At 69.2% G+C, this 25995-nt stretch carries 26 protein-coding genes; 14 read left to right on the top strand and 12 right to left on the bottom strand.

The window, feature by feature from the left end:
• Window positions 1-77: 77 nt before the first annotated feature.
• Genes V4U86_RS19000 through V4U86_RS18990 form a run of 3 tightly spaced genes read left to right on the top strand, consistent with a single transcriptional unit; the run spans window position 78 to window position 2582 of the window.
• Entirely contained in the window at window positions 78-1043 is a 966-nt protein-coding gene (locus V4U86_RS19000; protein ID WP_395307489.1) for a mechanosensitive ion channel family protein, read from the top strand.
• Between the two features lie 24 nt (window positions 1044-1067).
• Window positions 1068-1568, top strand: a complete 501-nt coding sequence (locus V4U86_RS18995) for an O-acetyl-ADP-ribose deacetylase (protein ID WP_395307488.1) — start codon at window positions 1068-1070, stop codon at window positions 1566-1568.
• Between the two features lie 54 nt (window positions 1569-1622).
• Entirely contained in the window at window positions 1623-2582 is a 960-nt protein-coding gene (locus V4U86_RS18990) for a DUF7159 family protein (RefSeq protein WP_395307487.1), read from the top strand.
• Window positions 2583-2588: 6 nt separating this feature from the next.
• Here V4U86_RS18990 and V4U86_RS18985 read toward each other — a convergent pair whose 3' ends face one another.
• Window positions 2589-3989, bottom strand: coding sequence for a wax ester/triacylglycerol synthase domain-containing protein (locus V4U86_RS18985; RefSeq protein ID WP_395307486.1), 1401 nt, complete (start codon window positions 3987-3989; stop codon window positions 2589-2591).
• Window positions 3986-4981, bottom strand: a complete 996-nt coding sequence (locus V4U86_RS18980; RefSeq protein ID WP_395307485.1) for an aromatic ring-hydroxylating oxygenase subunit alpha — start codon at window positions 4979-4981, stop codon at window positions 3986-3988. Before V4U86_RS18980 ends, V4U86_RS18985 begins: the two co-directional genes overlap by 4 nt.
• Before the next feature lie 346 nt (window positions 4982-5327).
• On the opposite strand from V4U86_RS18980, the gene V4U86_RS18975 reads away from it, so the two are divergent.
• Window positions 5328-6536 carry a L,D-transpeptidase gene (locus tag V4U86_RS18975; RefSeq protein WP_395307484.1) on the top strand — a complete coding sequence of 403 codons (1209 nt, stop codon included), beginning with the start codon at window positions 5328-5330 and terminating at the stop codon, window positions 6534-6536.
• 21 nt (window positions 6537-6557) lie between these two features.
• Here the strand turns inward: V4U86_RS18975 and V4U86_RS18970 are convergent, their stop codons facing one another.
• On the bottom strand, window positions 6558-8165 hold the full coding sequence (locus V4U86_RS18970) for a peptide chain release factor 3 (protein ID WP_395307483.1): 1608 nt from the start codon (window positions 8163-8165) through the stop codon (window positions 6558-6560).
• 115 nt (window positions 8166-8280) lie between these two features.
• Between V4U86_RS18970 and V4U86_RS18965 the strand changes: the two genes are divergently transcribed.
• Window positions 8281-8961 carry a YceI family protein gene (locus tag V4U86_RS18965; protein WP_395307482.1) on the top strand — a complete coding sequence of 227 codons (681 nt, stop codon included), beginning with the start codon at window positions 8281-8283 and terminating at the stop codon, window positions 8959-8961.
• Window position 8962: 1 nt separating this feature from the next.
• Here V4U86_RS18965 and V4U86_RS18960 read toward each other — a convergent pair whose 3' ends face one another.
• Window positions 8963-10741, bottom strand: coding sequence for a sulfatase-like hydrolase/transferase (locus tag V4U86_RS18960; RefSeq protein ID WP_395307481.1), 1779 nt, complete (start codon window positions 10739-10741; stop codon window positions 8963-8965).
• Between the two features lie 62 nt (window positions 10742-10803).
• Between V4U86_RS18960 and V4U86_RS18955 the strand changes: the two genes are divergently transcribed.
• Together V4U86_RS18955 and V4U86_RS18950 are read left to right on the top strand one after the other, a co-directional pair.
• Window positions 10804-11130, top strand: coding sequence for a hypothetical protein (locus tag V4U86_RS18955; RefSeq protein WP_395307480.1), 327 nt, complete (start codon window positions 10804-10806; stop codon window positions 11128-11130).
• A 68-nt stretch (window positions 11131-11198) separates the two neighbouring features.
• On the top strand, window positions 11199-12167 hold the full coding sequence (locus tag V4U86_RS18950; RefSeq protein WP_395307479.1) for an LmeA family phospholipid-binding protein: 969 nt from the start codon (window positions 11199-11201) through the stop codon (window positions 12165-12167).
• Here the strand turns inward: V4U86_RS18950 and V4U86_RS18945 are convergent.
• Entirely contained in the window at window positions 12164-12988 is an 825-nt protein-coding gene (locus tag V4U86_RS18945) for a hypothetical protein (RefSeq protein WP_395307478.1), read from the bottom strand. The two genes, V4U86_RS18950 and V4U86_RS18945, sit on opposite strands and share 4 nt — an antisense overlap.
• 368 nt (window positions 12989-13356) lie before the next feature.
• On the opposite strand from V4U86_RS18945, the gene V4U86_RS18940 reads away from it, so the two are divergent.
• Window positions 13357-15117, top strand: coding sequence for an N-acyl-D-amino-acid deacylase family protein (locus V4U86_RS18940; RefSeq protein ID WP_395307477.1), 1761 nt, complete (start codon window positions 13357-13359; stop codon window positions 15115-15117).
• Window positions 15117-15665, top strand: a complete 549-nt coding sequence (locus tag V4U86_RS18935; protein ID WP_395307476.1) for a chorismate mutase — start codon at window positions 15117-15119, stop codon at window positions 15663-15665. Before V4U86_RS18940 ends, V4U86_RS18935 begins: the two co-directional genes overlap by 1 nt.
• On the opposite strand, the gene V4U86_RS18930 is transcribed toward V4U86_RS18935, so the two are convergent.
• Window positions 15662-17143 carry a PTS transporter subunit EIIC gene (locus V4U86_RS18930; RefSeq protein ID WP_395307475.1) on the bottom strand — a complete coding sequence of 494 codons (1482 nt, stop codon included), beginning with the start codon at window positions 17141-17143 and terminating at the stop codon, window positions 15662-15664. The genes V4U86_RS18935 and V4U86_RS18930 overlap by 4 nt on opposite strands.
• A 68-nt stretch (window positions 17144-17211) precedes the next feature.
• Here V4U86_RS18930 and V4U86_RS18925 point away from each other — a divergent pair, with 68 nt between their 5' ends.
• The 3 genes from V4U86_RS18925 to nagA are packed head-to-tail and all read left to right on the top strand — an operon-like array spanning window position 17212 to window position 19613.
• Entirely contained in the window at window positions 17212-17673 is a 462-nt protein-coding gene (locus V4U86_RS18925; protein ID WP_395307474.1) for a PTS sugar transporter subunit IIA, read from the top strand.
• On the top strand, window positions 17673-18458 hold the full coding sequence (gene nagB / locus V4U86_RS18920) for a glucosamine-6-phosphate deaminase (RefSeq protein WP_395307473.1): 786 nt from the start codon (window positions 17673-17675) through the stop codon (window positions 18456-18458). The genes V4U86_RS18925 and nagB overlap by 1 nt, the downstream gene beginning before the upstream one ends.
• Window positions 18459-19613: an N-acetylglucosamine-6-phosphate deacetylase gene (gene nagA, locus V4U86_RS18915; protein ID WP_395307472.1), complete on the top strand. Its 1155-nt coding sequence runs from the start codon at window positions 18459-18461 to the stop codon at window positions 19611-19613. It abuts the gene before it with no gap.
• A 16-nt stretch (window positions 19614-19629) separates the two neighbouring features.
• On the opposite strand, the gene V4U86_RS18910 is transcribed toward nagA, so the two are convergent.
• Window positions 19630-19863: a hypothetical protein gene (locus V4U86_RS18910; protein WP_395307471.1), complete on the bottom strand. Its 234-nt coding sequence runs from the start codon at window positions 19861-19863 to the stop codon at window positions 19630-19632.
• A 57-nt stretch (window positions 19864-19920) separates the two neighbouring features.
• Here V4U86_RS18910 and V4U86_RS18905 point away from each other — a divergent pair, with 57 nt between their 5' ends.
• The gene (locus V4U86_RS18905; RefSeq protein WP_395307470.1) at window positions 19921-20316 is read left to right on the top strand and encodes a DUF2237 family protein; all 396 of its coding nucleotides are present in this window, start codon (window positions 19921-19923) and stop codon (window positions 20314-20316) included.
• On the opposite strand, the gene V4U86_RS18900 is transcribed toward V4U86_RS18905, so the two are convergent.
• Window positions 20313-21959, bottom strand: a complete 1647-nt coding sequence (locus V4U86_RS18900) for a patatin-like phospholipase family protein (protein WP_395312114.1) — start codon at window positions 21957-21959, stop codon at window positions 20313-20315. The genes V4U86_RS18905 and V4U86_RS18900 overlap by 4 nt on opposite strands.
• Window positions 21960-21986: 27 nt before the next feature.
• On the bottom strand, window positions 21987-22181 hold the full coding sequence (locus V4U86_RS18895) for a hypothetical protein (protein ID WP_395307469.1): 195 nt from the start codon (window positions 22179-22181) through the stop codon (window positions 21987-21989).
• Window positions 22182-22261: 80 nt separating this feature from the next.
• Between V4U86_RS18895 and V4U86_RS18890 the strand changes: the two genes are divergently transcribed.
• Window positions 22262-22891 (top strand): GNAT family N-acetyltransferase, encoded by a 630-nt coding sequence (locus tag V4U86_RS18890; RefSeq protein ID WP_395307468.1) that lies wholly within the window; start codon window positions 22262-22264, stop codon window positions 22889-22891.
• Window positions 22892-22914: 23 nt separating this feature from the next.
• Here the strand turns inward: V4U86_RS18890 and mbtN are convergent, their stop codons facing one another.
• From mbtN to V4U86_RS18875, 3 genes are read right to left on the bottom strand one after another with little or no spacing between them, the layout of a single operon-like run.
• Window positions 22915-24090, bottom strand: a complete 1176-nt coding sequence (gene mbtN, locus V4U86_RS18885; RefSeq protein ID WP_395307467.1) for a mycobactin biosynthesis acyl-ACP dehydrogenase MbtN — start codon at window positions 24088-24090, stop codon at window positions 22915-22917.
• Window positions 24087-25661 (bottom strand): long-chain-fatty acid--ACP ligase MbtM, encoded by a 1575-nt coding sequence (mbtM, locus tag V4U86_RS18880; RefSeq protein WP_395312113.1) that lies wholly within the window; start codon window positions 25659-25661, stop codon window positions 24087-24089. The genes mbtN and mbtM overlap by 4 nt, the downstream gene beginning before the upstream one ends.
• Window positions 25662-25678: 17 nt before the next feature.
• The gene (locus V4U86_RS18875) at window positions 25679-25972 is read right to left on the bottom strand and encodes an acyl carrier protein (protein WP_395312112.1); all 294 of its coding nucleotides are present in this window, start codon (window positions 25970-25972) and stop codon (window positions 25679-25681) included.
• Between the last annotated feature and the right edge of the window lie 23 nt (window positions 25973-25995).

The raw sequence follows: 25995 nt of genomic DNA, 5'->3' as shown, positions 1-25995 counted from the left end.
CTCCCGCCCTCCCGCACGAGCCACCAGCAAGCAACGACCCCAGATTGACCCCACCAACACATGGGTACGGTCAAAACATGGATGTGTACAACGCTGCCTTCGAATGGACCGACACCAACAAGCACTGGCTGGTCGAAGTCCCCATCAGAGTCGCCGCGTACGTCGTCATCGCCCTGATCGCGCGCTACCTGATCCACCGGGCCATCGACCGCGCCACCACCGGCCGGCGCCCCAAGATCGTCGACGAAGCCCAACCCACCGCCGACGAAAGCCAGACCAAGAAGCCCCCGCTGCTGCGTAACCTGCGCGAACGCGCCGGCTCCAACACCGCCAAGATCGCCGCCCGCCGCCAGCAACGCGCCCAGACCATCGGCTCGGTACTCAAATCCACCGTCTCGATCGTGCTGCTGGTCTGGGTGGTGCTCACCATCCTCAACGTGTTCGGCGTCAACATCGCCCCGTTCATCGCCTCCGCCGGCGTCGTCGGCCTGGCCATCGGCTTCGGCGCCCAGAACCTGGTCCGCGACTTCGTCACCGGCGTCTTCATGCTGCTCGAAGACCAGTACGGCGTCGGCGACACCGTCGACCTGGGCGAGGCCACCGGCGAGGTGGAGTCCGTCGGCCTGCGCATCACCACCGTCCGCGACATCGACGGCACCCTCTGGTACGTCCGCAACGGCGAGATCGCCCGCGTCGGCAACATGAGCCAGGACTACGCCGTCGCCCGCGTCGAGGTCCCCGTCGCCCTCAGCGTCGACCTCTCCCGCGCCGAACGGGTTGCCCTGGAAGCCGCCGAGCAGACCATCAAGGACCCCGCCGTCGCGGCCAAGGTGATCGGTGAACCGGAAATGCTGGGTGTACAGGAACTTTCACCCGACCGCGTCACCCTGCGGATGACGATCAAGACCCGGCCCAACGCCCAGTGGTCGGTGCAGCGCCGACTGCGCCGCGAAATCCTGAAGGCCTACGACGAACACGACATCGACCTGCCCTACCCGACCGGCCGGGTGCCCGTCGCCGTCGGCGAGCAGGCAGGGGAGTAGCGCGCACAAGCGCATACTGGCCCCATGCCGGACATCACCGCCGTCCACGGCGACATCACCAGGCAGACCGTCGACGCCATCGTCAACGCCGCGAACAACCGGATGCGCGGCGGCGGTGGCGTCGACGGGGCCATCCACCGCGCCGGCGGCCCGGCGGTCCTCGAAGACTGCATCCGGCGCTTCCCCGACGGCCTGGCCACCGGCGACGCCGGTTGGACCACCGCGGGCAACCTGCCCGCCCGCTGGGTCGTGCACACCGTGGGACCGAACTACACCGCCGGACAGCGCGACCGCGCCCTGCTGGAATCCTGCTACCGCCGATCCCTGCAGGTCGCCGACGAACTCGACGCCACCAGCATGGCGTTCCCGCTGATCAGCGCCGGTATCTACGGATGGCCCCGAGACGACGCCATCGCCGCGGCGATCGACACGATCAGGGCCACGGACACCCGGGTCGAACAGGTCCGCATCGTCGCCTTCGACGCCTCCGCATTCGAGGCGGTTCGTACCTATCTGAGTAGGTAGACGCCCCGCTGGGTAGTCTCGAACGCAAGTGTCAATAAGTCGAGGGGGTCATCCATGAACCTCGTACTGGGTCTCTCGGTCACCTCGAGAGACATCCACGGGGAACTGGTCGACGGGGTGACCGGCGAAGGCGAACACCTCGACCGTGCCGTGCTCGACGTCGACCACATCGAGGCCTACCTGGCCGAACTTCCCGCCGACGCCGACCTGCACGCCATCGGCCTGACCTGGTCGCACGACGCCGAAACCGAGGCCATCAAGGTCCGCGAGGCCCTCGACGCCTACGCCGGCGGGGCACCCGTCGTCCCGGTCCGCGACGTCGACGCCGCCGAAGCGCTGGCCCGCGGCATCGCCGAGAAGGCCGGCCACGACTTTCTCATCGTGGTCGTCGTCGAACCCGACAACGCCGTCGTCGCCACCGTCGACGGCTTCCACATCGCCGTGGAGAGCATCGACCACGCCGATACCGCCACCCTGACCGACCGGGTCCGCGCGCTCGTGCGCGCCGCCCGGCCCAGCCCCGACGCGGTGTACGTGCTGGGGTCGCAGCATTCCGACGAGCTGGTCGCCGCGATCCAAGAGGAAACCGACCGACCCGTCCTCACCGCCACCGAGGCCGACTTCGCGCTCACCCGCGGCGCGGCGCTGGCTTCCGCGCACACCGCCAACGTCCCCGACCTCCCCGCCCCGCACCGACACCACTCTCGCGTCCGCGTTCTGGCCGCCGTGCTCGGTGTTGCGGCGGTGGCGTTCGTCGTCTCCGTGTCGCTGGCGCTGACCGCGTCCGGGGCACCGCCCGAGCAGCAGCCGGTCCGTCCCGTCGCGGTCGAATCCGCCCCGGCTCCGCAGAAACCGGCCGCCGAGACACCACGCCCGAAAACCCCACCGGTGGAGGCGAAAACCATCAACATCGTTCCGGCCGCGCCCGCCCCGCCGCCGCAGGCGCCCCCACCGCCGCCGCGGCTGCGTGACCGCATCCTGGACAAGGTCCCGTTCGCCGACCGGTTCCGGTAGCGCGAGCTACCCGGCGGCCGCCAGCAACCGGCCCAACTCGGTCTCAATCCCGGCGGTGATGACGGCCGCATCGCAGGCATGCCGGGAATCCGCGGTCACCGACAGGCACAGATTGTCCTCCCAGGACATCGCGATCACACTGGGCCCCATCCCGTGATACAGCGGTCCGGCCGGATAGAACTGCAACGCAGGAAGATTCAGGAACACCGGGTCCTCGACGGTGATGCCGCTGGCATTGGACACGATCACATTGCACGGCCACGAGATCCGCTCGGCCAGCCCGAACCGCTCGATCCCGCGGAACAGCAGGTTCACCGCGCGCCCCGGCAGGTACTCATTCCACTGCCGGAACAGGTTGACCCCACGCTGTTCCTGGACGTCCTTCACCGCGCGGGCGTGCTCGGCGATACCCAGTAGCCGCTGCACGGGATCCGAGGTGGTGGTGAACAGGTCGACCCGCAGCACCGTGGTGGTGCCCACCCCGTCGGTGATGTAGTCGGACTGATCGGCCCCGCGCATCGCGTAGGGGACCGCCGCCACCAGTGGCGCGCCCGGCCGCTCACCGCGGGAGGCCAGCACCTCGTCCAACGCCGCCCCCACACAGGCCAGCAGGATGTGGTTGACGGTCACGCCGAAGGTCTTGGCCACCATCTGCAGATCGGGCATCGCCAGCTTGGCCAGCGCCGCCGTCGACGTCCCCGACAGCGAGCAGTTCAGCGACGTCCGGGGCGCCTTCACCTCCAGATGCCGGGCCGCCCACTTGCTGCGCATCACCCGCGCCGAGGTGCCCAGCAACTTCGGCAACCGGCGCAGCCGTAAGGCCTTGCGCTTCAGCGCATCCCGCACGATCGCCGACGGCCGGGCCGGAAACGTCGACGCCACCGGGACGTCGCGGGCCGGTTTGGCGCTCAGATCACCCGGCGTCATCAGGCAGCCGATCACGTCCACCGCCGAATCGCCGTCGACCAGCAGATGGTGGATCACCGAGATCAGGTAGGCCTGATCGCTGCCGGGCTGCTCCAGCACGTAGATGTGCCACAACGGAACACGGCGATCCAGATGCTTGGCCCGGACCTCGGCCAGCGCCTTGCCCGCCCCCACCGCCCCGCCCGGGGCGGGCATCGGCATCGCCGTGACATGCGCGTCGATGTCGACGTCGTCGCGGGCCACCAGCATCGGGCGATCCGGGTTGAACCACGGATCGAAGAGCACCTGGCGGTAGGCCGGCATCAGATGCACCCGGTGCCTGAGCAACTCGACCACATGATCGCGCAGGTTCCCCGGCACCGCCGAGCGGTCCACCAGCACCAGGGACATGCCGTTGCCGACCTGCAGCACCGTCTCCTGGTACAGCTGCCAGGCGTCCATCCCGCTGACCCGCTGAGCACGGGGGATCGCGGTGCTCATGCGGTGTAGAACTGTCGGACCCAGTGCCGGTACTTGCCGATCGGCCCGTCCCCGGGCGTCAGCTTCGGATGCTCCAGATACACCTTGTCGTCCCAGATGAGCTGATCCTGTTGCACCTCGTAGGCGACAACCTGCAGCACGATCCAGCCGATCAGTCTCTCGATCGGGGCCGCCAGCGCCCGCAGGGCCCTGTTGCGGAACCGCTTCTTCGCCGCGATACCGATGTAGATGTCCACGTGCCGCTCGGCCACCGGCGTCGGCAGCACCATCTGGCGCACCGTGAGCCCGCCCTGGATGGCGATCTCCACCAGCGAGAAGCCCAGGCCGGCCAGCATGGAGGTGAAGTGGAAACCGATTCCGCCGATCACCGGGATCGGTTTGGTGCCACCGTATTCGGTGTAGATGCGCGGGCCGTCGATCTCCATCGGCTTGGGCACCACGAAGTCGCGGAACTTGTGGATGGTCGCGAAATGCGCGTGGTCCGGCCCGTTTTCGTTGACTTCCTGCGGGTGGGTCTTGAAGTGCAGCTTCTTGGTGGCGATCGGGTGATAGTCCGGGTCGGATTCGGGCAGGTCCAGATCGAAGGCTGGCTGCGCCCCGGGCGGGCCGTGATAGACCATGATCATGCCCAGGTGATTGCGCACCGGCAGTGTCTTGAGTGCCGCCCCGCGCGGCGGCTCCCCGGTCGGGGTCGACACGCAATTGCCCGACGGGGCGAACTTGAACTCGTGGAACGGGCACACCACCGTTTCGCCCTCCACCCAGCCGCGTTTACCGATGTGCGCGCCCAGGTGCGGGCAGTACGGCTCGGCGGCCGACAAGGCCCCCGACTCGGTGCGGAAGATGATGACCTCGCCGTCCAGGAACCGGCGGGTCAACACCTTGCCGGGCGTCAGTTCGTGGGCGAACGCGACCGCGTACCAGCTGTACGGAAACGGCGGGAAGGCGTCCCCGGCGCGGCTCAGGCTGGTCGATTCGGTTGCTGAGGTCATCCACGCACTCCCGTCCGGTGGGCTGCGTCCACGGATGGTGCATCGACATATGCCGGGGATGCAACCCCCGAAAACCCCCGGCATACCGCTGGAATTCGAACGCGCGCCAGCTGCGAACTAGAACGTGTTCTAGTTGCCAAGTAGATCATTGAAACTGCGCGGGACGCAAGGCGGGGCGGTTCTTCGAATCGACTCCGAGCAGAGCGCATGCCGTTACCAACACCGGCCGGAACCCGGGCTACCATGGACGCAGCGATCGGAGTCCCGATCAAACCGGCCCTCGCCGAACCATAGTGGAGTTGTGTTGACGTCTGTTCGTCGTGCCTGTTTGGCGATCGTTTTTGCTGTGCTGGCCGTGGCGGGCGGGGTCGTGCTGACCGTGCTGCCCGAACGCGCCGACCATGGCCAGACGTTGACCGCGACGACGCAGGAGTTGCCCCAGGCCTCACCGATCGAGCCGCCCCGGATCACCATCAGCCCCGGCCCCCGCGCCGAGGTGGAGCCGGTGGGCCAGGTCTCGGTCACCGCCCAGACCGGCACGCTGGCGGCCGTCACGCTGGTCAACGATGCGGGCAAGGAGATTCCCGGCGTGCTCGCCGAGGGCAGCACCCGCTGGACGCCGGCGGTGCCGCTGGGCTACGGCCGGCAGTACACCCTGACGGTGCACGGGCGCGGCCCCGGCGGCATGCCGACCCGGGAGAGTTCGACCTTCACCACCGTGGACCCGAGCTATCAGGCCCGGGTGTACCTCAACAGCACCGCCTACGCCCCGCTGCAGGACGGCGCCACCTACGGCGTCGGCATGGTGGTCGTCGCCCGCTTCGACCAGACCGTCACCGACAAGGCCAACGCCGAACGGCGGATGACGGTGACCACCGAACCCAAGACCGTCGGCTCCTGGAACTGGATTGACGATCAGACCGCGCACTGGCGCCCGGAGAAGTACTACGCGCCCGGCACCAAGGTCACCGTCGACGCCGGCATCTACGGCGCCCGGCTCGGCGAGGATCTCTACGGTGCGCAGGACGAGAAGGTGTCCTTCACCATCGGCGACGCGCACGTCTCGATCGCCGACGACACCGACAAACAGGTCCGGGTCTACGAGAACGGCAAGCTGGTCCGCACCATGCCGACCTCGATGGGCATGGGCGGCACCGAGACCATCGGCAACACCACGCTGAGCTTCTGGACCCCGCGCGGGGTCTACACCGTGATGGACAAGGCCAACCCGGTGGTCATGGATTCCTCCACCTACGGCCTGCCGGTCGGCTCGCGGCTCGGCTACCGCAACACCATCCCGTGGGCCACCCGCATCAGCCTGGACGGCATCTACCTGCACCAGCTCAACGACACCATCTGGGCCCAGGGCAACACCAACGTCAGCCACGGGTGCCTGAACCTCAGCGGCGAGAACGCCGAATGGTTCTACAACTTCTCGCGCCCCGGCGACATCGTCGAGATCCGCAACACCGGCGGGGATCCGTTGGCCCCCAGCAACAACGGGGACTGGAGCGTGCCCTGGGCGCAGTGGCGCCAGGGCAGCGCGCTCAAATAACGGCCCGGATCGTGCCGCGCCTCAGTCGGCGGTGGCCACCAGCGAGCGCAGCTTGATCTCCGGGTTGTCGCGCTGGAAGCCCTGCAGCCGCCACGGCGTGGAGAACAGCACCAGCATCACCCCGTCGCTGCGGGTCAGCACCTCGGCGGACACCTGCTTGTTCATGAACTCCGCGTCCTCGGGCTCCACGATCCGCGCGACCTGATAGGGCAGCGGCTCCAGGGTGATCGCCGCGCCGATCTCGGTCTCCATCCGGTGCGCGGCCACCTCGAACTGCATCGGCCCGACGGCGGCGAACACCGGGGCCTGCTCACCGCGCTTGTCCGAGCGCAGCACCTGCACCACGCCCTCCTGGTCCAGCTGCTCGATGCCCTTGCGGAACTGCTTGTGCTTGCTCGGATCCTTGCCGCGCACCACCGAGAAGTGCTCGGGGGAGAAGCTCGGGATCGGCGGAAAGGTCACCGGCACATCGCGATACAGGGTGTCGCCGGGGCGCAGCGCGGCCGCGTTGGCCAGGCCGATCACATCGCCGGGCCAGGCGTCGTCCAGGGTGGAGCGCTCGCGGCCGAACACCGACTGCGCGTACTTGGTGACGAACGGCTTACCGGTGCCGGCGTGGGTGAGCACGTCACCACGCTCGAAGGTGCCCGAGCACACCCGGGCGTAGGCGATCCGGTCGCGGTGCGAGGTGTCCATCCCGGCCTGCACCTTGAACACGAACGCGCTGAACGGCGAATCGACCGGCCGCGGGTTGCCCGCCACGTCGACGATGGCGCCCGGCGAGGGTGCCAGCTCCACCAGCACATCGAGCAACTGGTTGACGCCGAAGTTCAGCGCGGCCGAGGTGAACAGCACCGGGGAGGTCTCGCCGGTGCGGAACGTCTCGGGATCGAAGTCCGAGCCGTCCATGGACAGCAGCTCGGACTCCTCGACGGCGGTCTCCCAGTCGATGCCGGCGGCGGCCTCGGCCTCGTCGGCGGGGATGTGCTCCTCGGGGGCGGCGGTGGCGCCGCCGGCGGTGCGGGTGAACCGGATGTAGTGGCCCTTGCGGCGGTCCATCACCCCCTTGAAATCCCCGGCGATGCCGACCGGCCAGGTCAGCGGGGTGGTGCGCAGCCCGATCCGCTCGTGGATCTCGTCCATCAGTTCCAGCGCATGCCGGCCCGGGCGGTCCCACTTGTTGATCACGGTGATGATGGGGATGCCGCGGTGCTTACACACCTGGAACAGCTTGAGTGTCTGCGGCTCAAGGCCTTTCGCCGCGTCGATGAGCATCACCGCGGCGTCCACCGCGGTCAGCACCCGGTAGGTGTCCTCGGAGAAGTCGGCGTGACCGGGGGTGTCGAGCAGGTTGATGACGCAGTCGCGGTAGGGGAACTGCAGCGCGGTCGAGGTGATCGAGATGCCGCGGGCCTTCTCCATCTCCATCCAGTCCGACACGGTGGACTTGCGGCCCGCCTTGCCGTGGATGGCGCCGGCCTCGTTGATCACCCGGGCGTGCAGCGCCAGCGCCTCGGTCAACGTCGACTTACCGGCGTCGGGGTGGCTGATCACGGCGAAGGTACGGCGGCGGGTCGCCTCCGCGGCGACGCGGCCGGCGGTGCGGGTGTCGAGGGCATTCTCGGTCATATCAACAGCGATGGTATTTGCCCTGGCCGGGAATCAATAATCGCAACCCCGACCCGGGTTAGCTGCGTCACCGCAATACCGGCCGACGACGACCGGTTCTGTCAGGATGATGCCCGTGAACCGGAAGCGTTGGCTGGTGGTGGTCGGGTTGCTGGCAGTGCTGACCCTCGGCGCGGTGGCCGCTGCGCCGTGGGCGTACATGACGTTCGTCGCCGACCCGCCGCAACCGGCCTGGGCGCTGCCGCCGGACAGTCACCCCGCAGGCACCGCCGTCGACGGGACGTGGACGGTGCAGCCGGGCTCCCAGGCCGGCTACCGGGTGCAGCAGAAACTGTTGTGGGAGCGCGTCGATGTCAACGGCCGCACCGACGCCGTCACCGGTAGCGCGGAGATCACCGGATCCCAGCTGACGTCGATCGAGGTCACCGTCGACCCGGCGGCCATGCAATCGGGCAGCCCCGGCCGTGACGAGAAGTTCCGCAGCGCCGACGCGCTGGAGACGGCGACGTTTCCCAGCGCGACACTGACCGGCGCCGCTCCGGTGGACGTGTCCGCCGTGCCCGCCGACGGCAGCCCGCTGCGGCTGGAGATTCCGGTGACGCTGACGCTCAAGGGCGTCACCCGGCCCGCCACCGCGCAGGCCGAGATCCAGCGCAACGGGGAGCGGGTGGACGTCGCCGGCACCATCGCGATCCGGCTGCCCGACTTCAACGTCGTCCCGCCGAAGCCGGCCGCCGGCCTGCTGGAGGTACAGCCGGACGCCACCATCGAATTCCTGGTGCACCTGGCGAAGTAGCTCAGCCGCGCAGCCGGCCCAGTACCCGCGCAAAGAACCCTTCCGGCGGCTCCGGAGCCTGGCGGCGCACATACGGCCACGGGTTGTTGCGTTCCGGCACTGCGGCCGCACGCACCTGCTTGAGCTGGGTGCGCAGCTGCGCCCGCAGCTCGTGCAGCGCCGGGTCCTCCCAGCGGTTGACCGCCTCGGCCGGGTCACCGGTCAGGTCGTAGAGCTCCCACTGATCGTCGAGCACATCGCTGCGGTAGCGCTGCGCGCCGCGCCCGGTGTAGGCGAGCTGGCGCACGCCCGGCTCGGTCCAGGTGCCTGGATCGTCGAAGGTGCGCACCAGCTTCCACAACCGGTCGTCGACGCGGGCCACCAGGCCCTCGAAGTTCCCGGCGACGTGCGCGGGCACCCGGATGCGCAGCGGCGCGGGCGGATTGACGTCACGGCCGAGTTGGCGGGCCAGGCCGGACGCCCCGGTGTCGCCTTCGAGCACATTGTCGCGGGTCAACAGGTACACCGCCCGCTCGTCGTCGGCCGGGCCGCCGTCGACCACCGGCATCAGGTCCACCCCGGGCAGCGGGTGCACCTCGGAGAAGCTTCCCGCCAACTCGGCGGCCACCGCCGGCACGTCGATACCGGCCGCGCCGAGCAGCGTCGGCACCAGATCCACGTGGCTGGTCGGCGCCGACACGGTGCGCGCCTGCGTGGCGTGGGCACCGATGCGGGCGATGACGAACGGCACCCGGGTCGCCTCGTCATACAGGTTGAACCACTTCTGATGCAGCCCACCGTGCGCGCCCAGCAACTCACCGTGATCCGACGTGCGTACCAGCACCGCCTCGGTCGACCCGTCGGTGACCGCCCGACGCACCCGGTCCAGCGGTCCGTCCACCTCGGCGTGCAGCCGGTAGTACAGGTCGCGGTAGGCCTGCGCCTTGCGCCGGTAGGTGCGCGATACCGCCGCGGTCGGCCCGTACCCGGAGTAGTAGGCGTCCCGGAACGCGGCCTGGGCCGCCGGTTTACTGCTCAGGTCCTCGTCCGCGGTGGGCGCGGCGGGCACATGCGGGGGATCGGCCGGCGAGGCCGAGAGCGGGTTGCGTCGCGACCACGCCGGAAACAGCACGATGTCATGGGGATTGACGAAGCTGGCCACCAGCAGGAACGGCCGCAGCGCCGCCGGGTCACCGGCGCGCCGTCGCGCGTAGCGGTCCTGGAGCCAGGCCACGATCCGCTCCGCGAACAGCGGGTCCCGACGAAAACCGCTGTTGGCCAACGACGCTCCGTGCGGTTCGGGCCCGACCCAGCCGGAGAACCCGTACGGGCCCAGCGGGTCGGCATCCAGGTAGGCCTGCACCGCGGCCGCGTCCACCACACCGTCGTCGTCGTTGGTGGCCAGGATCTTCCCGGTCACCGGGTCCTCCAGGTCGGCGTGCGAGATGTGCCACTTGCCGTCGTAGTGGGTGTCGTAACCTGCTGCGCGGAACCAGTTTCCGAGAGTGGGCACCTCACCGCGGCGCAGCCAGCGCAGCCGCGAGTCGTCGTAACGCTTGCCGAGCCCGTCGGTCTGGGTGACCCCGTGCAGATCCGGGTACTGGCCGGTGAACAGCGTCGGCCGGCTCGGGACACAGGCCAGCGACCCGGTGTAGTGACGGGTGAAGCTGACGCCGTGCTCGTCGAACCAGCGCCGCCCGGTCAGCGTCCGTCGCCGCCAGTCCGACACCTCGGGGGATTCGTAGGGCGGGATCGCGCGTTCCTCGTCGGTCATCAGGATGACGATGTCGGGCCTGTCCATGGGTGCCATCCAACACCGGATTGTTGGGATCGGTAGCGATTGCGCGCCGCTGTACTCGTGCCATGACGACGCCACCGTGGCGGCGCACCGTGAAAGGAATCCCGATGAACGTCATCCCCGCCCAGATCCAGGACCTGACCAAGCGCGTCGACAAGACCCCGGCCCTGGTCATCGCCCTCTTCAGCGGCCTGACCGCGCTGTGGTCGGCCTACCGGGTGCTGTGGCTGGCCTACGCGGGCTTCGCCCTGTCCACCTACGGGCTGTCCCCGATCTCGCTGATCATCTCGGTGGTCGTCTGGGTGGCCGTCGCGGCGGTCTCCGGCCTGCTCGCGTTCGCCTTCTGGACCCGCTACAGCAGCGACGACACCGCCGAGCAGTCCGAGCAGTAAGGCCACGTCAACGGCGCCGGCGCGGAAACCTCGATTCCGCGCCGGCAGCGTTTTGGCACACTGGGCAGATGCCGATGCAGCCGCCAGAACCGCCGCGCGACCCGGCTACCCGGCGGATACCTCGGCCGGACCTGCCGACCGAGCGCATGCCGCGGCGTCCCGAGCCGGCCACCGAGCGCCTGCGTGCACCGGACCCGGCCACCGAGCGGCTGCGTGCACCGGATCCGGCCACCCACAGGATCCCGGCGTCGCCGCCGCCCCCGATCCCACCGCCGCCGCTGGGCAAACCCGGCATGGACGTGCCGGCGCCCCCGGCGGCCCGCAACAAGCAGAGCATCGTCCTGATCGCGGTCATCGTGGTGGCGGTGCTGGTCGGCGGACTCGCCGGCGCCGAACTGTTCGCCCGCAACCGCGCCGCGGCCGTGCTGTCCGGGATCACCGACTGCCTGGTCGAGGACACCGCGGACGTCTCCTACTCGGTCAGCCCGCCGTTCCTGTGGCAGTACCTCACCGACCGCTACAGCGACATCTCGGTGATCACCACCGGCGACCGGGTGCAGGAGGCCAAGGGCATGACCGCCGACGTCACGCTCAGCGACATCCACCTGCAGGATTCGGCGGACGGCGCGGGCACCATCGGCTCGATCCGGGCCACCCTGGACTGGACCGCCGAGGGCATCAAGAGCACCGTCGCCGACAACCTGCCCGTCGTCGGCGATCTCGTCACCGCGGTGCGCACCGACGCCGCGGCGGGCACCCTGATCCTGGAGGCGACCGGCGACACCACCATCACCGCCAAGCCGGTGGTCACCGACGGCAACCTCGAACTCCAGGTCCTCGACGTCACGGGCCCGTTCGGCAAGGACGCCGTGCAGACCGCGCTCAACGAGCTGACCGCCACGCTCAACGACAACTACCCGCTGGGCATCAAGGCCGACAGCATCAAGGTCACCGACACCGGCGTGATCGGCGAGTTCTCCTCCACCGACGCGACCATCCCCACCGGCGACAGCGACCCCTGCTTCGCCGACCTCTAACGCCGCCTGAGCCGCGACCACACCGCATTCCGAACGCGGTGGCTGATCACGCTGTCGGCGTGCTGCGGCAGCACCGGCACGTACAGCCAGCCCTGGCTGCGCAGGAACTCCGACGTGGCGACGATGTATGTCGTGGGTGCGTCGGCGAGATCGCAGTCGACGCCGATCTTCAGTGCGGGCCAGCCCATGGCCAGCAGGACCTCTTTGAAGCCGTCGGTGACCCGGATCTGACTGTGCGTAGGTCGGAATCCATTGTCCGACAGCAGCAGCCGAACGCGGGTCTGCTCCGGTGTCCGGGCGCCGGGATCGATGTCCAGAATCGCCGCATCCGCCGTCCTGACGTCCCGCATCCCCCGATAGCGCTTGGCCAGCTGCCAGATGTCCTCCCTGCTGATGCCGGTGGCCGCCACGAGCGGGTCGAGCAAGGTGACGGCCTCGTCGCGTGGCAGGTGCCGGGCCAGGTCGAGCGCGGTACGCACGGGTGTCGTGATCGGCAGCCCGTGCCGATAGGTGATCTCGTCGACGCAGATGCGCTCGTTGTGCAGGACGATCCCCGGCGGATGTCTGCTGTTGCGGGCGATCAGGTCGACGGGGTCGGAGCTGATCTGCCATGGATCCCGGTAGAACCCCGCGGCGGTGCGGCCGGCGATGATTCCGCTCTTCTTGCTCCACAGCCAGGCGGCCTTCGCGCGGTCCAGCAGGGTGGGCTCGGTGTCCTTCGGCAGGTAGATGTTGGGCAGGTCTGCGGTATAGCGCGCCCGCAGCACACCCCGGGTCATGGTGCCGCGCGCCAGGGCCTCGCTGCCGAGGAAGGGTTCCATACCGCCATGGTGGTGACGGGTGCCGACACATCGCGGGGTGTCGGTCGCCGGGCTGTGGATAACCGCCGGAGTTTCAGCTGGGTTGCGGTTGAAAACCCTAGGGCGAGATCGAGCTGAGGGTTGCTGATCTACGTACGGTGGGCCGGGTAGACCGCCGTACGGTCGAACTCGGGCCGAGTTCGAGCCGAGGGTCGTCGATAAGGCCGGTGTAACCGGAATCGGCGACCGTGAGTGCGATCTCGCCCTAGGGGTTTGAGCGGGGTATCACCGGACGCAGCGGACCCGCAGTGAACACTTTCTCGAAACTGCCTAGTCCGGTCCGGCGGTCGTGTTAGACACGAGGCACAGCGCGGGCCGAGGGAGTGCACATGTTCGATCTGTTGATCACCGGCGGCACCGTCGTCGACGGCACCGGAGCCGACCGGTTCACCGCGGACGTCGGTATCACCGACGGCCGGATCGTGGAGGTCCGCCGGCGCGGCCCGAACGATCCGCCGCTGACCGCGCCGGCCGCCGAGACCATCGATGCCGCAGGCAAAATCGTCGCGCCCGGTTTCGTCGACATCCACACCCACTACGACGGCCAGGTCAGCTGGGACGACCTGCTGGAACCGTCCAGCAGCCACGGCGTCACCACCATCGTCGCGGGCAACTGCGGGGTGGGTTTCGCGCCGGTGCGGCCCGGCCAGGAGCAGTGGCTGATCGAGCTGATGGAAGGGGTGGAGGACATCCCGGGCACGGCGCTGACCGAGGGCATCACCTGGGGCTGGGAAAGCTACGCCGAGTACCTCGACGTGATCGGGCGCCGGGAACTGGCCGTCGACATGGGCAGCCAGATCGCGCACGGCACCGTGCGCGCCTACGCGATGGGGGAGCGTGGCGCCCGCAACGAGCCGGCGAACCCCGACGACATCGCCGCGATGAGCCGCCTGGTGCAGGAGGCCATCGAGGCTGGGGCGCTGGGCTTCTCGTCCTCCCGTACGCTGGCGCACCGCGCCATGGACGGCGAACCGGTGCCGGGCACCTTCGCCGCCGAGGACGAACTCTTCGCGCTCGGGCGGGCCACCGCGGCCGGCGGCGGCGCGGTCTTCGAACTCGCCCCGCAGGGTGCGGCCGGGGAGGACATCGTCGCGCCCCGAAAGGAACTGGAGTGGATGCGCCGCCTCGGGGAGGAGATCGACTGTGCGCTGAGCTTTGCGCTCATCCAGGTCGACGCCGACCCGGACCTGTGGCGCGAACAGCTCGACCTGTCCGCGGCCGCGCATCAGGCCGGGAGCCGGCTCTATCCGCAGGTGGCGGCCCGGCCGTTCGGCATGCTGCTCGGATTCCCCGGCCACCACGCCTTCACCCACCGGCCCACCTACCGCCGGCTCAAGGCCGAGTGCAGCCGCGAGGAACTCGCCGCCCGCCTCGCCGAACCGGCTGTGCGCCAGGCGATCCTGTCCGAACAGGATCTGCCCGTCGATCCGAACGTGCTCTTCGACGGCATGTTCGCCTTCGCGCAGTACTCCACCGAACGGCTGTACTCACTGGGGGAGCCGCCGGACTACGAGCCCACCCCGGACCGTACGGTGGCCGCCATCGCCAAGGCCCGCAACCAGGATCCGTTGGCGACCATGTACGACCTGATGCTCGAATCGGACGCCGCGAACATGCTGATGCTGCCGATGTTCAACTACGCCAACGGCAACCACGATGCGATCCGGGAGATGATGACGCACCCCGCCGGCGTGCTGGGGCTCTCCGACGGCGGCGCGCACTGCAGCATGATCTGCGACGCCTCGTATCCGACCTTCCTGCTCACGCACTGGGCGCGTGACCGGCACCGCGGCGAGAAACTGCCGCTGGAGTACGTGATCCGCAAGCAATCCCACGACACCGCACAGCTGTTCGGGCTCACCGACCGCGGCGTCATCGCGGTCGGCAAGAAGGCCGACCTCAACGTGATCGACCTGGACGCGTTGACGCTGCACGCCCCGCGGATGGCCTACGACCTACCGGCCGGCGGGCACCGGCTGGTGCAGGGTGCCTCCGGCTACACCGCGACTATCGTCAACGGGGTGATCACTCGACGCGACGGCGTGGACACCGGCGCCCGCCCGGGCCGACTCGTCCGCGGCGGTCGCTGATGCGCGGCCTGGCCATCACCTTTGCGGCGCTGGCTGTCGCGGGCGCGCCGGTGGCCGGTGCCGATGTGCTGAGCCCGCTACACCCGCTCGTCGACGCCGCCGCGCAACGCCTGCTCACCGCCGAACCCGTTGCGGCGAGCAAGTACCTGACCGGCGGCGCCATCGAGGACCCGCAACGGGAACAGCAGGTCCTCGATACCGTCGCGGCCGCCGCGCAGGCACAGGGGGTGGACCCGGGCTTCGTCCGCGAGGTGTTCCGCGACCAGATCGATGCGACGGTGTCGTTGCAGTACAGCCTGTTCGGCGACTGGAAGGTGGACCCGGTCGCGGCGCCGGATACCGCACCCGACCTGGCCGCGACCCGTGCCACCATCGACGGCCTGAACCAGATCATGGTCAGCGAGATCGCGCGGGGGTGGCCCGAACTTCAGGCGCCGACCTGCCGCGCCGAACTCGCGGCGTCGGTCAATGAAGTGACGATCAACCGCGGGCTGGACCCGGTGTACCGGCGGGCACTGGAGTACGCCACCGGCGACTACTGCCGCTAGAGCGCGCCGAGGATGTCGTTCTTCAACGCCTCGGCCTCGGTACCGAACACCGCCTGCACACTGTTGCCCACCTCGATCACCCCGGCCGCGCCCAGGCTCTTCAGCCGGGTCTGATCCACCCTGGCCGGGTCGGCCACCTCCATCCGCAACCGGGTGATGCAGGCATCCACATTGACCAGGTTCTCCCGCCCACCGAAGGCCGCGATGACCTGCTCGGCGCGGGTGTTCTCGGCGGACTCCGCGGCCTCGGGCTCCGCCTCGGGTTCCCGGCCCGGGGTGAGCATGTTCCACCGGGTGATGGCGAACCGGAACAACAGGTAATAGATGACGAAGAACACCACACCCATGCCGATCAACAGCGGGATGTTCTTGGCCGCCGGGGCGGTGCCGTACAGCAGCAGGTCGATCAGGCCGGCCGAGAACGAGAAGCCCAGATGGATGTCGAGCAGATACGCGACCGCCAGCGACAACCCGGTCAGTACCGCGTGAATGACGTACAGCGGGAATGCCACGAACATGAACGCGAACTCCAGCGGCTCGGTGACCCCGGTGAGGAACGCCGTCAGCGCCGCAGCGGCCAGGATGCCCACCGCCACCTTGCGCTGTTTCTTGTTGGCCACGTGGATCATCGCCAACGCGGCGGCGGGCAGGCCGAACATCAGGATCGGGTAGAAGCCGGCCGTCAGATGCCCGCCGGTCGGGTCTCCGGCCGCGAACCGGGTCAGCTCACCGGTGACGATGTTGCCGTCCGGGGTCTGGTAGTCCCCGTACAGGAACCACACATACGAGTTCGGGATGTGGTGCAGCCCGAACGGGATCAGCATGCGGTTGGCGAACCCGTACACGAACGCCCCGAAAGCCCCGGCGCCACCGATGAACTGGCCGAGGGCGGTCAGGCCGACATCGAAGATCGGGTAGAAGTAGCTCATCGCGAACGCCAGGAACAGCGAGGCCAGCGACACCACGATCGGTACGAACCGCCGGCCCCCGAAGAAGCCGAGATAGGACGGCAGTTCGATGGTGTGATAGCGGTCGAACAGCCACGCGGTCAGCAGGCCCACCACGATGCCGGCGAACACGCTGTAGTTGATCAGCGCCTGATCACCGTTCTTGTCGACCTCGCCGGCCAGCACGATCGGCGACATCGTCTCGAACACCGCCTCGACCACCAGGTAGCCGACCACCGCGGCCAGCGCGGTGGAACCGTCGGCCTTGCGCGCGAAACCGATGGCCACACCGACGGCGAACAACAACGGCAGATTGGCGAACACCGCATCGCCGGCCGCGCTCATCGCCTTGAAGAACGCGCCGATCACCGGAGCCTCGATCCGGCCCAGCAGATCCGGCTGGCCCAGCCGCAGCAGGATGCCCGCGGCCGGCAACACCGCGATCGGCAGCATCAAACTCTTGCCGAGGCGCTGCAACTGCGCGAACCCCGGAATGCGGGTACTGCTATGACGATTCGTCGGCCCCCTCATTCGGGGCAGCCTAAACGAGAAGAGGCGAACCCGAGACCGTCTTCGGCAACGCTCGTACTGTGGACGAAATGACGACGAAGGTTCTCGCTCCGGTGCCCGGGCGGGTGGTCGCGCTCGGCGATGTACCCGACCCGGTCTTTGCCCAGGGCATGGTCGGGCACGGCGCCGCGGTCGACCCGCCGCGGGAGGTCGTCACCGCCGTCGCCCCGGTCGACGGCACCCTGCTCAAGCTGATGCCGCACGCCTATGTCGTGTTGACCGAGGCGAAGGTGGGGGTGCTGGTGCACCTCGGGTTGGACACCGTCGCGCTGGAAGGCCACGGCTTCACCACCCTGCTGCAGCAGGGCGACCGGGTCACCGCCGGGCAACCCGTGATCAGCTACGACGTCCCCGCGATCGTCGCCAAGGGTCTGAATCCGATCGTGCCGGTGGTGGTGATGGATGAACGCGAGGCCGCCAACATCGCGGTGACCGCCGCCCCGGATGCAGCCATCGCCCCGGGGACCGAGTTGTTCACGGCCAACCGCTGATGGAAGTCATCATCACCGCGGGACCCGCCGAGATCGGGGTGCTGGCCGCCGACGCGATCGGCGCGCTGCTGCAGCGCAAACCCGACGCGGTGCTGGGCCTGGCCACCGGGTCGTCCCCGCTGGCCATCTACGACGAACTGGCGAACCGCTGTGCGGCAGGGCGTATCTCGTTCGCCGGGGCCCGCGGGTTCACCCTGGACGAGTACGTCGGGTTGCCCGCCGACCATCCCGAGCGCTACCGCAATGTCATCGACGAGGTGTTGGTGTCGCGGGTGGACTTCGCAGACGGCGCGGTGGCCGGACCGGACGGGCTCGCCGCCGATATCCCGGCGGCCTGCGCGGCCTACGAGGACGCCATCCGCGCGGCGGGCGGCATCGACCTGCAGATCCTCGGCATCGGCACCGACGGGCACATCGGGTTCAACGAGCCCGGGTCCTCCCTGGCATCGCGCACCCGCATCAAAACCCTGACCACCCAGACCCGATCGGACAACGCCCGGTTCTTCGGCGGCGACATCGACGCGGTGCCCACCCACTGCCTGACCCAGGGGTTGGGCACCATCCTCGACGCCCGGCACGTGATCCTGGTGGCCATCGGCGCGCAGAAAGCCGAGGCGGTGCACCATCTGGTGGAGGGCGCGGTGAGTGCCATGTGGCCGGCCAGTGTGCTGCAGCACCATCGGCATGTGTCGGTGCTGCTGGACGAGGCCGCGGCCGGCCGGTTGCAGCTGATCGACCATTACCGGCAGACCTACCGCGCCAAGCCGGACTGGCAGGGCCTGTAGATGCTGCTGACCGCCGACACCCTGCTCACCGGCACGGAACTGTTGCGCCCCGGCTGGATTGACGTCGACGGGCCCACCATCCGGGCGGTCGGCGACGGTGTGCCCGCCGCGCAGGCCGACCTGGCCCTCGGCGCGGTGACCGTGGTGCCCGGCTTCGTCGACACCCACCTGCACGGCGGAGGCGGCGCCAACTTCTCGGCGGCCGCACCCGAGGAGACCGCCACGGCCGCCGCGCTGCACCGCCGGCACGGCACCACCACGCTGATCGCATCCCTGGTGACCGCCGCTCCCGACGAATTGCTGTCCCAGGTGCGCGGTTTGGCCGTCGACGTGCGTACCGGGCTGCTGGCCGGTATCCATCTGGAGGGACCGTGGCTGTCCGCGCGCCGCTGCGGTGCGCACGAACCGGCGCTGATGCGCGACCCCGACCGTACCGAGATCGACCGGGTGCTGGCCGCCGGCGACGGCGCGGTGCGGATGGTGACGCTGGCGCCCGAACGCGACGGGGCGCTCGCGGCCATCGGCCAGCTCACCGCGGCCGGGGTGGTGGCCGCGGTGGGGCACACCGACGCCGGCTACGCGCAGACCCGCGCGGCCATCGACGCCGGCGCCACCGTCGGCACCCACCTGTTCAACGCGATGCGGCCGATCGGCCAGCGTGAACCCGGACCCGTCATCGCCCTGATGGAGGACCCCCGGGTCACCGTCGAACTGATCACCGACGGCGTGCACATCGACCCGGCGATCTACCGTCATGTCACCCAAAGTGTTGGGGTGCAGCGAGTCTCGCTGATCACCGATGCGATGGCGGCCACCGGCATGGCCGACGGACACTACGAGCTGGGTCCGCTCGGGGTCGACGTGGTGGACGGGGTGGCCCGCGTCGCGACCACCGACACCATCGCCGGCAGCACCGCGACCATGGATCAGGTGTTCCGGTTCGCCGTGGAGCACTGCGGACGCGACTGCGACGATGACGACGCCCTGCTGCACGCGGTGGCGCAGTCCTCGATCAACCCGGCCCGCGCGCTCGGGTTAGCGGCGGCGGCAGGGCTGGTGCCGGGCGCCACCGCAGACCTGGTGGTGCTGGACGAGGACCTGGCCGTGGCCGGGGTCTTGCACCGCGGCGAGTGGGTCGTCGATCCGGCGGACTGAGACCCGGCCGACTGAGTCAGGGCCGGCAGCTACCGCCCAGCGCGCACGGCAGCACCGCGTCCATCCAGCCGTGATCGTTCTGCATGGTGGCCAGCAGCCAGGCTCCCCCCGCCACCACCGCGAACGTCCCGCTCGCGAACAGCGCGACCACCAGCACCAGCAGCGCGATACCGGCGGGGGAGCCGCCGGCCATCAGTCGGACGGCGCGCACCACCACGTCGATGATGCGCACCACGAGCATCAACACCATGAGCGCCACTGTATCGGGGCAGAGCCGTCGAAACCGGGAGTAGAGCATGATGGGCCCATGCCCGAGGAAACCGAACTCAATGTGCTGGGCGGACCACTGGAACCGTGCGGCACCGACCCGCTGACCGGGTTCTACCGCGACGGCTGCTGCTCGACGGGGCCCGAGGACGCCGGCCTGCACACCATCTGCGCGGTGGTGACTGCCGAATTCCTGGAGCACCAACGCGCCATCGGCAACGACCTGAGCACCCCGATGCCGCAGTACCGGTTTCCCGGTCTGACGCCGGGGGACCGCTGGTGCGTGACCGCGGTGAACTGGTTGCGCGCCTACCAGGACGGGTTCGCGGCCCCCGTGGTGCTGGCGTCCACCCATGAACGCACGCTGGAAGTGGTGCCGCTAGAGGCGTTGGCCGAGCACGCCGTCGACGTGCCCGACGACGCCAGCGACCTCTAGGTGATGTAGCGGTTGCGCCAGCGCTCGAACCTGTTGCGCGGCGGCGCAACCGCGGAGAGCACCGCACTCATCGGGGAGGCCGCCGACGCGGCCGCCGTCCGGGCCGGCGTCGCGGTCGAGGTGTCTTCGTCCCACCAGACCGGTTGCAGCAGAGCCGATGTGATCGGGATGGCCTTGTCGACACGCTTGTGTCCCCAGCTGCAGGCCCGGTCGATCGAGGCGCGCGAGGGGGCCAGGTTCACCGGGGACAGGGTGGGCGAGAACCGGACGATGTGATCGGAATACGGCAGGTTGCGCACCATCTGCAGCTGGATGGCCTGCGCGATGGGTGCCAGCCAGAGATGGCGCGGATCCCACTGCGGGTGGAAACAGTCGAACGCCAGGTAGCACGCGTTGCGGGTGCCCAGCCGGCCGTCGCGGATGCGCTTCCAGGCCAGCTCGACCGGCACATTGCTGGCGGTGCCGCCGTCGACGATGGCCGCCACATCGTTGGCCGCCATCAGCTCGTCGAGGATCGGCAGCATCCGCGGGTCGCGGGTCTCGTGGTGCAGCACGCCGGGGATGGCCGAGGAGAACGACGCGGCGTCAACGACATTGACGTTTCGGGTCAGGTCGTCACCGCCGACGACGATGGCCTTGACCACCCGGGAATCGATGAACGCCGCGGCCTGCCACAGCCGGGCCGCCACCTCGGGGCCGACCCCGATGGGCAGGAACGGCAGGGTGCGCAGCTTGAGCACCGCCAGTTCCTGATGCCGGAATTTGGCGGGCAGGGCGGCGAAGGACTGCCGGCGCACCCCGGCGACCACCGCGTCGAACGGGATGGCGAGATCGGCCATCCGCATCTGCTCCCCATCCGGCCGGGTGAACAGCGCCTCGGCGAACAGATCGAACCGCAGCGAGAACACCCCGGTCAGGCCGTGCCGGCGGCGCAACTGCTCGGGGCCCAGAATCGAGCGGTAGGACACCGTCTTGGCCCAGGCCACATACTCCTCGATCGGCACCGGCAGCGAACGGGCCATCACCGATCCGATGACCGATCCGATCGACGAACCGACCATATAGTCGGGCACCTGCCCGGCCTCCAGCAGCCGCTGCATACCGCCGATGTAGACGAAGCCCGCGCCACCGCCACCGCCGAGCACGGTGACCAGCTTCTTGTGCCCGACCTCGGCGTCCAGTTCGGCGGGCGAGAAATCTCCCGCGTGCCGCTCGGCGAGCGCACGTCTCTGCACGTCCTGATCCTCGACCAGAGCACCCAGCACCGCGGCCGCCGCCCGCAGCGCGGTCACCCCGTGCTTCTCCTCGCGCAGCGGTCTGTGCAGGGCGTCGGCGACCCGCAGCTGCCAGGCGGCCTGCTCGGCGCCGACGGAGACGTCGCCGCGGCCGCGGGTCCCGCCCGGCCCGGCCGCGCCCGGCTCGAAGTCGGAGAGCTTGGCGAAGTTGATCAGGTACCGCAGCTTGCGCAGCTGCTCGGCGCTGAGCACCCCCGCGTGGGCCAGGTCCAACCGGACCAGCCGGTTCTCCATCTTCTGCAAGGCCAGAGCCGGGTCGGCGGAGGGCAGCTCGGCTTGGAGTGCCTCGGCGTTCTCCAGTTCCTCGGCGGAATCGGCCGTTTCGGCGTCGGCGAACGGGGGCTGCAGCACAGACGACACTCTAGGTGGGGCGCCCTACTCGTCGGAGCGGTCCCGGGATCCCACGTACGCCAGCAGCGCCGCGTCCGACGAACTGAAGCGTTCCACCTCCTCACCGCCGTCGCAGCGCAGCAACGCAATGGTCAGCCGGTCCGGTGTGCGGGCCACCACCTGCCAGTGCGCGCCGGAGTCCTCCCACCTGCGCAATTCCTCGATCCGGTCCCGGTTCATGTACCTACCATCGCACCTGTGACGCAGTCCCACATGCGTAGCGGACTCTCGGATCGGACGGTTAGGTAGGGTCGGGGCAAATGATCGAGACCGACGATGAGCTGCCGATCCTGCCGCGCGAGCTGACGGACATTCCCGATGAGGTCCGCCGGGTCGGTCCGCCGCAGATCCCGGCGATCGAAGAGCCCTACGGCGCCCGGCTGGTCGACCCGGACGCGCACGCCGAGCTGATCTCGGAGTGGATGAACATGCCGCACCTGGTGGAGTCCTGGGAGTCGGCGTGGCCGGCGGAACGCTGGCGGCTCTACCTCAAAGCGCAACTGGCCGGGACCTTCTCACGCCCGTACCTGACCAGCCGCAAGGGTGAGGACATCGGTTACATCGAGCTGTACCGGGCGGCAAAGGATTCCATCGCCACCCGCTACGATGCGCACCCGCACGACCTCGGTATTCATGCCGCCATCGCGGACACCAAACTGGTCAACCGGGGCATCGCACCGCGGATGCTGCCCAAGCTGATGCGGGACCTGTTCGAACTGGAGCCCGAGTGCCGGCGCATCATGTTCGACCCGGATCACCGCAACACCGGGGCGCGCCGGCTCGTCGAATACGTGGGCGCCACGTTCCTGGGCGAGCATCAGATGGCGAACCGCAAGATGGCGCTGTACGTCTTCCCGCGCACCCCCGAGGACATCCCGGCGCACAAGTAGCCACCTGTGCGCCGTGGCGATGATCAGCCCTCGAGGCCCATCATTTCCTCGTAGCCGTCGTAATCGGGCTTCATCGCGGCGGCCACCAGTTCCCACAGCACCTCATCGGTGCCGCCGCCGACGCGGGCCAGCTTCATATCGCGCCACCACTGGCCCAGCGGTGTCTCGTCCACCAGATAGCCTGTGCCGCCGAAGATGTGCATGCACTCGGAGACGACCTCTTCACCGAGCCGGGCCGCGCACACCTTCATCGCGGCCGCGGTGCGCAGATCCAGCTTGCCGCCCACCCCGATCCCGGTGAGCGCGTGGCGCAGCATGTCGGCGCGGGCCTGCAGATCGGCCATCCGCATCCGCAACGCCTGGTGCTCGTAGAGGGTGTGGCCGAACTGGCGCCGGTTCATCATGCGGGCCAACGTGATTCCGAGGATCCGCTGGCAGCTGCCGGAGATCTGCCCGGCGACCGACATCCGCTCATGGGCCAGGCCCCAGGAGATGGCGGCCAGCCCGATCCCGGCGCGGGCCACCAACGCATCGGCCGGCACCCAGGTGTCGATGTGCACGGCGGCGGTGTCCAGCGGGCCGTTGCCGACCTTGGTGTAGGGCTTCTGTACCTGCACACCCGGATCGTCCAGCGGGACCGCGATGACCACGACGTTGCCGTGCTTGCTGTCCGGGTCGTTGTCCACGTTGCGAGCGACCGCCAGCACGTAATCGGCGATCGGCGAGAGGGAGACGAACTTCTTGATGCCCTTGACCTCGAAACCGTCACGCACCGAACGGACTTTGGTCTCGACGATCTGCAGGTCCGACCCGCCGGACTCCTCGGAGGCCCCGACACACAGCACCGCGTCCCCGTGGATGGCCCGCTCGGCGATATCGCGCAGGTGATCGGTGCGGGCGAAGCGGCGCAGCAGCGCGATGGCCGAGTCGTGCAGGCTCACCCCGACGGCGATACCCCCGGAACCGAGCCGGCCCAGCCGCTCGGCCAGGGCGATCACCTTGGCCACGTCAGGCTGGGTGTCCTGACCCCACTTGGCGGTGAAAACGCCTTCCTTGGCCAGGTATTCGAGAAGTTCGCGGGGGAACTTCTCGGTCCGTTCGGCTTCGGCGGTCCATTCCTTGACCCGGTCGTCGAAGACCCGGTCCAGCAACTCGTTGAACTCGTCGAGTGAAGCCGACTGAGGTGGTGCTGCAGTCACTGTCCGGTGCCTTCCAAATTCCTTTTGACTTCCAGCCGGCGCAACTTGCCCGATGAGGTTCTGGGCAGCGATCCGGGCCGCATGAACACGACTTCGGCTGGGACGACGCCGCAAACGGATGCGACCAGTTCGACGAGTGCGGTGCGGGCGGCGGGCTCGTCGGCACCCTTGAACTCGGCGGCGATCACCAGGCCCGGACGGGTGGCGGGCCCGTCGGTGCCCACGGCGACCACGGCGCCGGCCCGCACCCCGTCGACCTGGGCTGCCACGTTCTCGATCTCGGTCGGAAAGATGTTGCGTCCGGCGACGGTGATGATCTCCTTGGCGCGGCCGCAGATGACCAGGCTGCCGTCCAGGAAATAGCCGATATCCCCGGTGGGGAACCAGGTTTCGGAGTCGATCGGTTGCTCACCGAGATAACCGGTCATCATCGAGCTACCACGAATCTCCACCTCGCCGACCTCACGGTCGGAGACATCCGAGCCGAACCGGTCGTGGGCGGTGATCCGGATCTCCATACCCGGAATCGCGGTGCCGAGGACGGCGTGCTTGCGGGTGTAGCCGCCCCGGTCGGTGACGATGTGCAGCTCGTCGACCTGCAGACCCGCCCCGGGGGTGGGAACGGCCACCGCACAGTTGGATTCGGCCAGACCGTAGGAGGGGGCCAGCGCACCGGGGCGCAGCCCGAACTTCGCCATCGCCTCGGCGAACATCCGGCTGCCGTCACAGTCCACGGGTTCCCCGCCGTTGAGCGCGAAACGCAGGTTCGAGAAATCGGCGTCGCCGACCAGCCCGGCGTACTTGCCGACGATGTTGTAGGCCATGTTCGGGGCCGCGGTGAGCGACGCGCGGCTCTCGGTCAGCCACTTGGTCCAGCCGAACGGCTGCGCGGAGAACGCCGATGTCGGCGCCTGCCACAGTTCGGCGCCGGCCAGCGCCATCGTCAACACGAAGGACAGCCCCATGTCGTGGTAGAGCGGCAGCCAGGAGTGGCCGCAGTCGGCCTCGGTGACCCCGACCCGTTCGACCAGGGCGCCGATATTGGCCAGCACGGCCTGCGGTGACAACTGCGCGGTCCGCGGTGTCCCGGTGGATCCCGCGGTGCCCTGCAGCACCGCCGCGCCGCTGCCGGCCACGGTGCCGGAGTGCGTGACCGAGCGCTGCGGGTGTGCCACCGTGCCGATGTCGTAGACGGTGACGGCACTCCCGGCGGCTGTCAGTTCGCGCAGGTGCGAGCCGTGGCTGAACACGGTGCGCACCCCGATGCGCTCGAACCGCTCCAGGGTGGCCCGCGCCCAGCGTTTGGGGTCGGCGCCGCGCACCGGCCCGGGCAGGATCGAGACGGCGGCCCCGGCCAGGAACGCGCCGGGGATGGCGGCGAGGAACTCGGCGGTCGGATCGCCGACGAGCCCGATGGCGGGCGCGTCGTCCTCGCAGATGCGTGCGGCGACGTTCTCGGCGCGCGCGTGAATCTCCCCCCACGGGTGGCGGTTCCAGCTACCGGTATCGGTATCGAGCACCGCCAGTGCCCGATCGGTGGATGTCATCGCATCCGTCAATGCCTGCGCCAGCCCCCATGGCGCGGTGGTCACGAGTTGGCCTGATCCACAGGCAGTTTGGCCAGCACGATGGTCTCCAGCTCGCCGACGGTCTCGCAGCTGAGCAGGTCTTCCTCCGACAGCGCCGCGCCCAGACGGTCCTCGATGGCCACCATGCCGACGGCGAAGGCCACCGAGTCCATGCCGACATCGTCGACCAGCCGGGAGTCCCGGGAGATCCGGCTCACGTCGATGTTGAGCTCGTCGCGCAGGATGGCCAGGAGCTCCGGATTGACCGCTTCGGGCTGTGACAGTTCCATGGTCGGCGACCCTACACCTGAGATTTTACTCAGGGTAGCCTTACCGA

It is taken from the genome of Mycobacterium sp. AMU20-3851 (genome assembly GCF_043974665.1).
Classification (GTDB): domain Bacteria; phylum Actinomycetota; class Actinomycetes; order Mycobacteriales; family Mycobacteriaceae; genus Mycobacterium.
The sequence above is the reverse complement of the archived record's forward strand: the minus strand, read 5'-3'. Positions and strand labels throughout refer to the sequence as shown.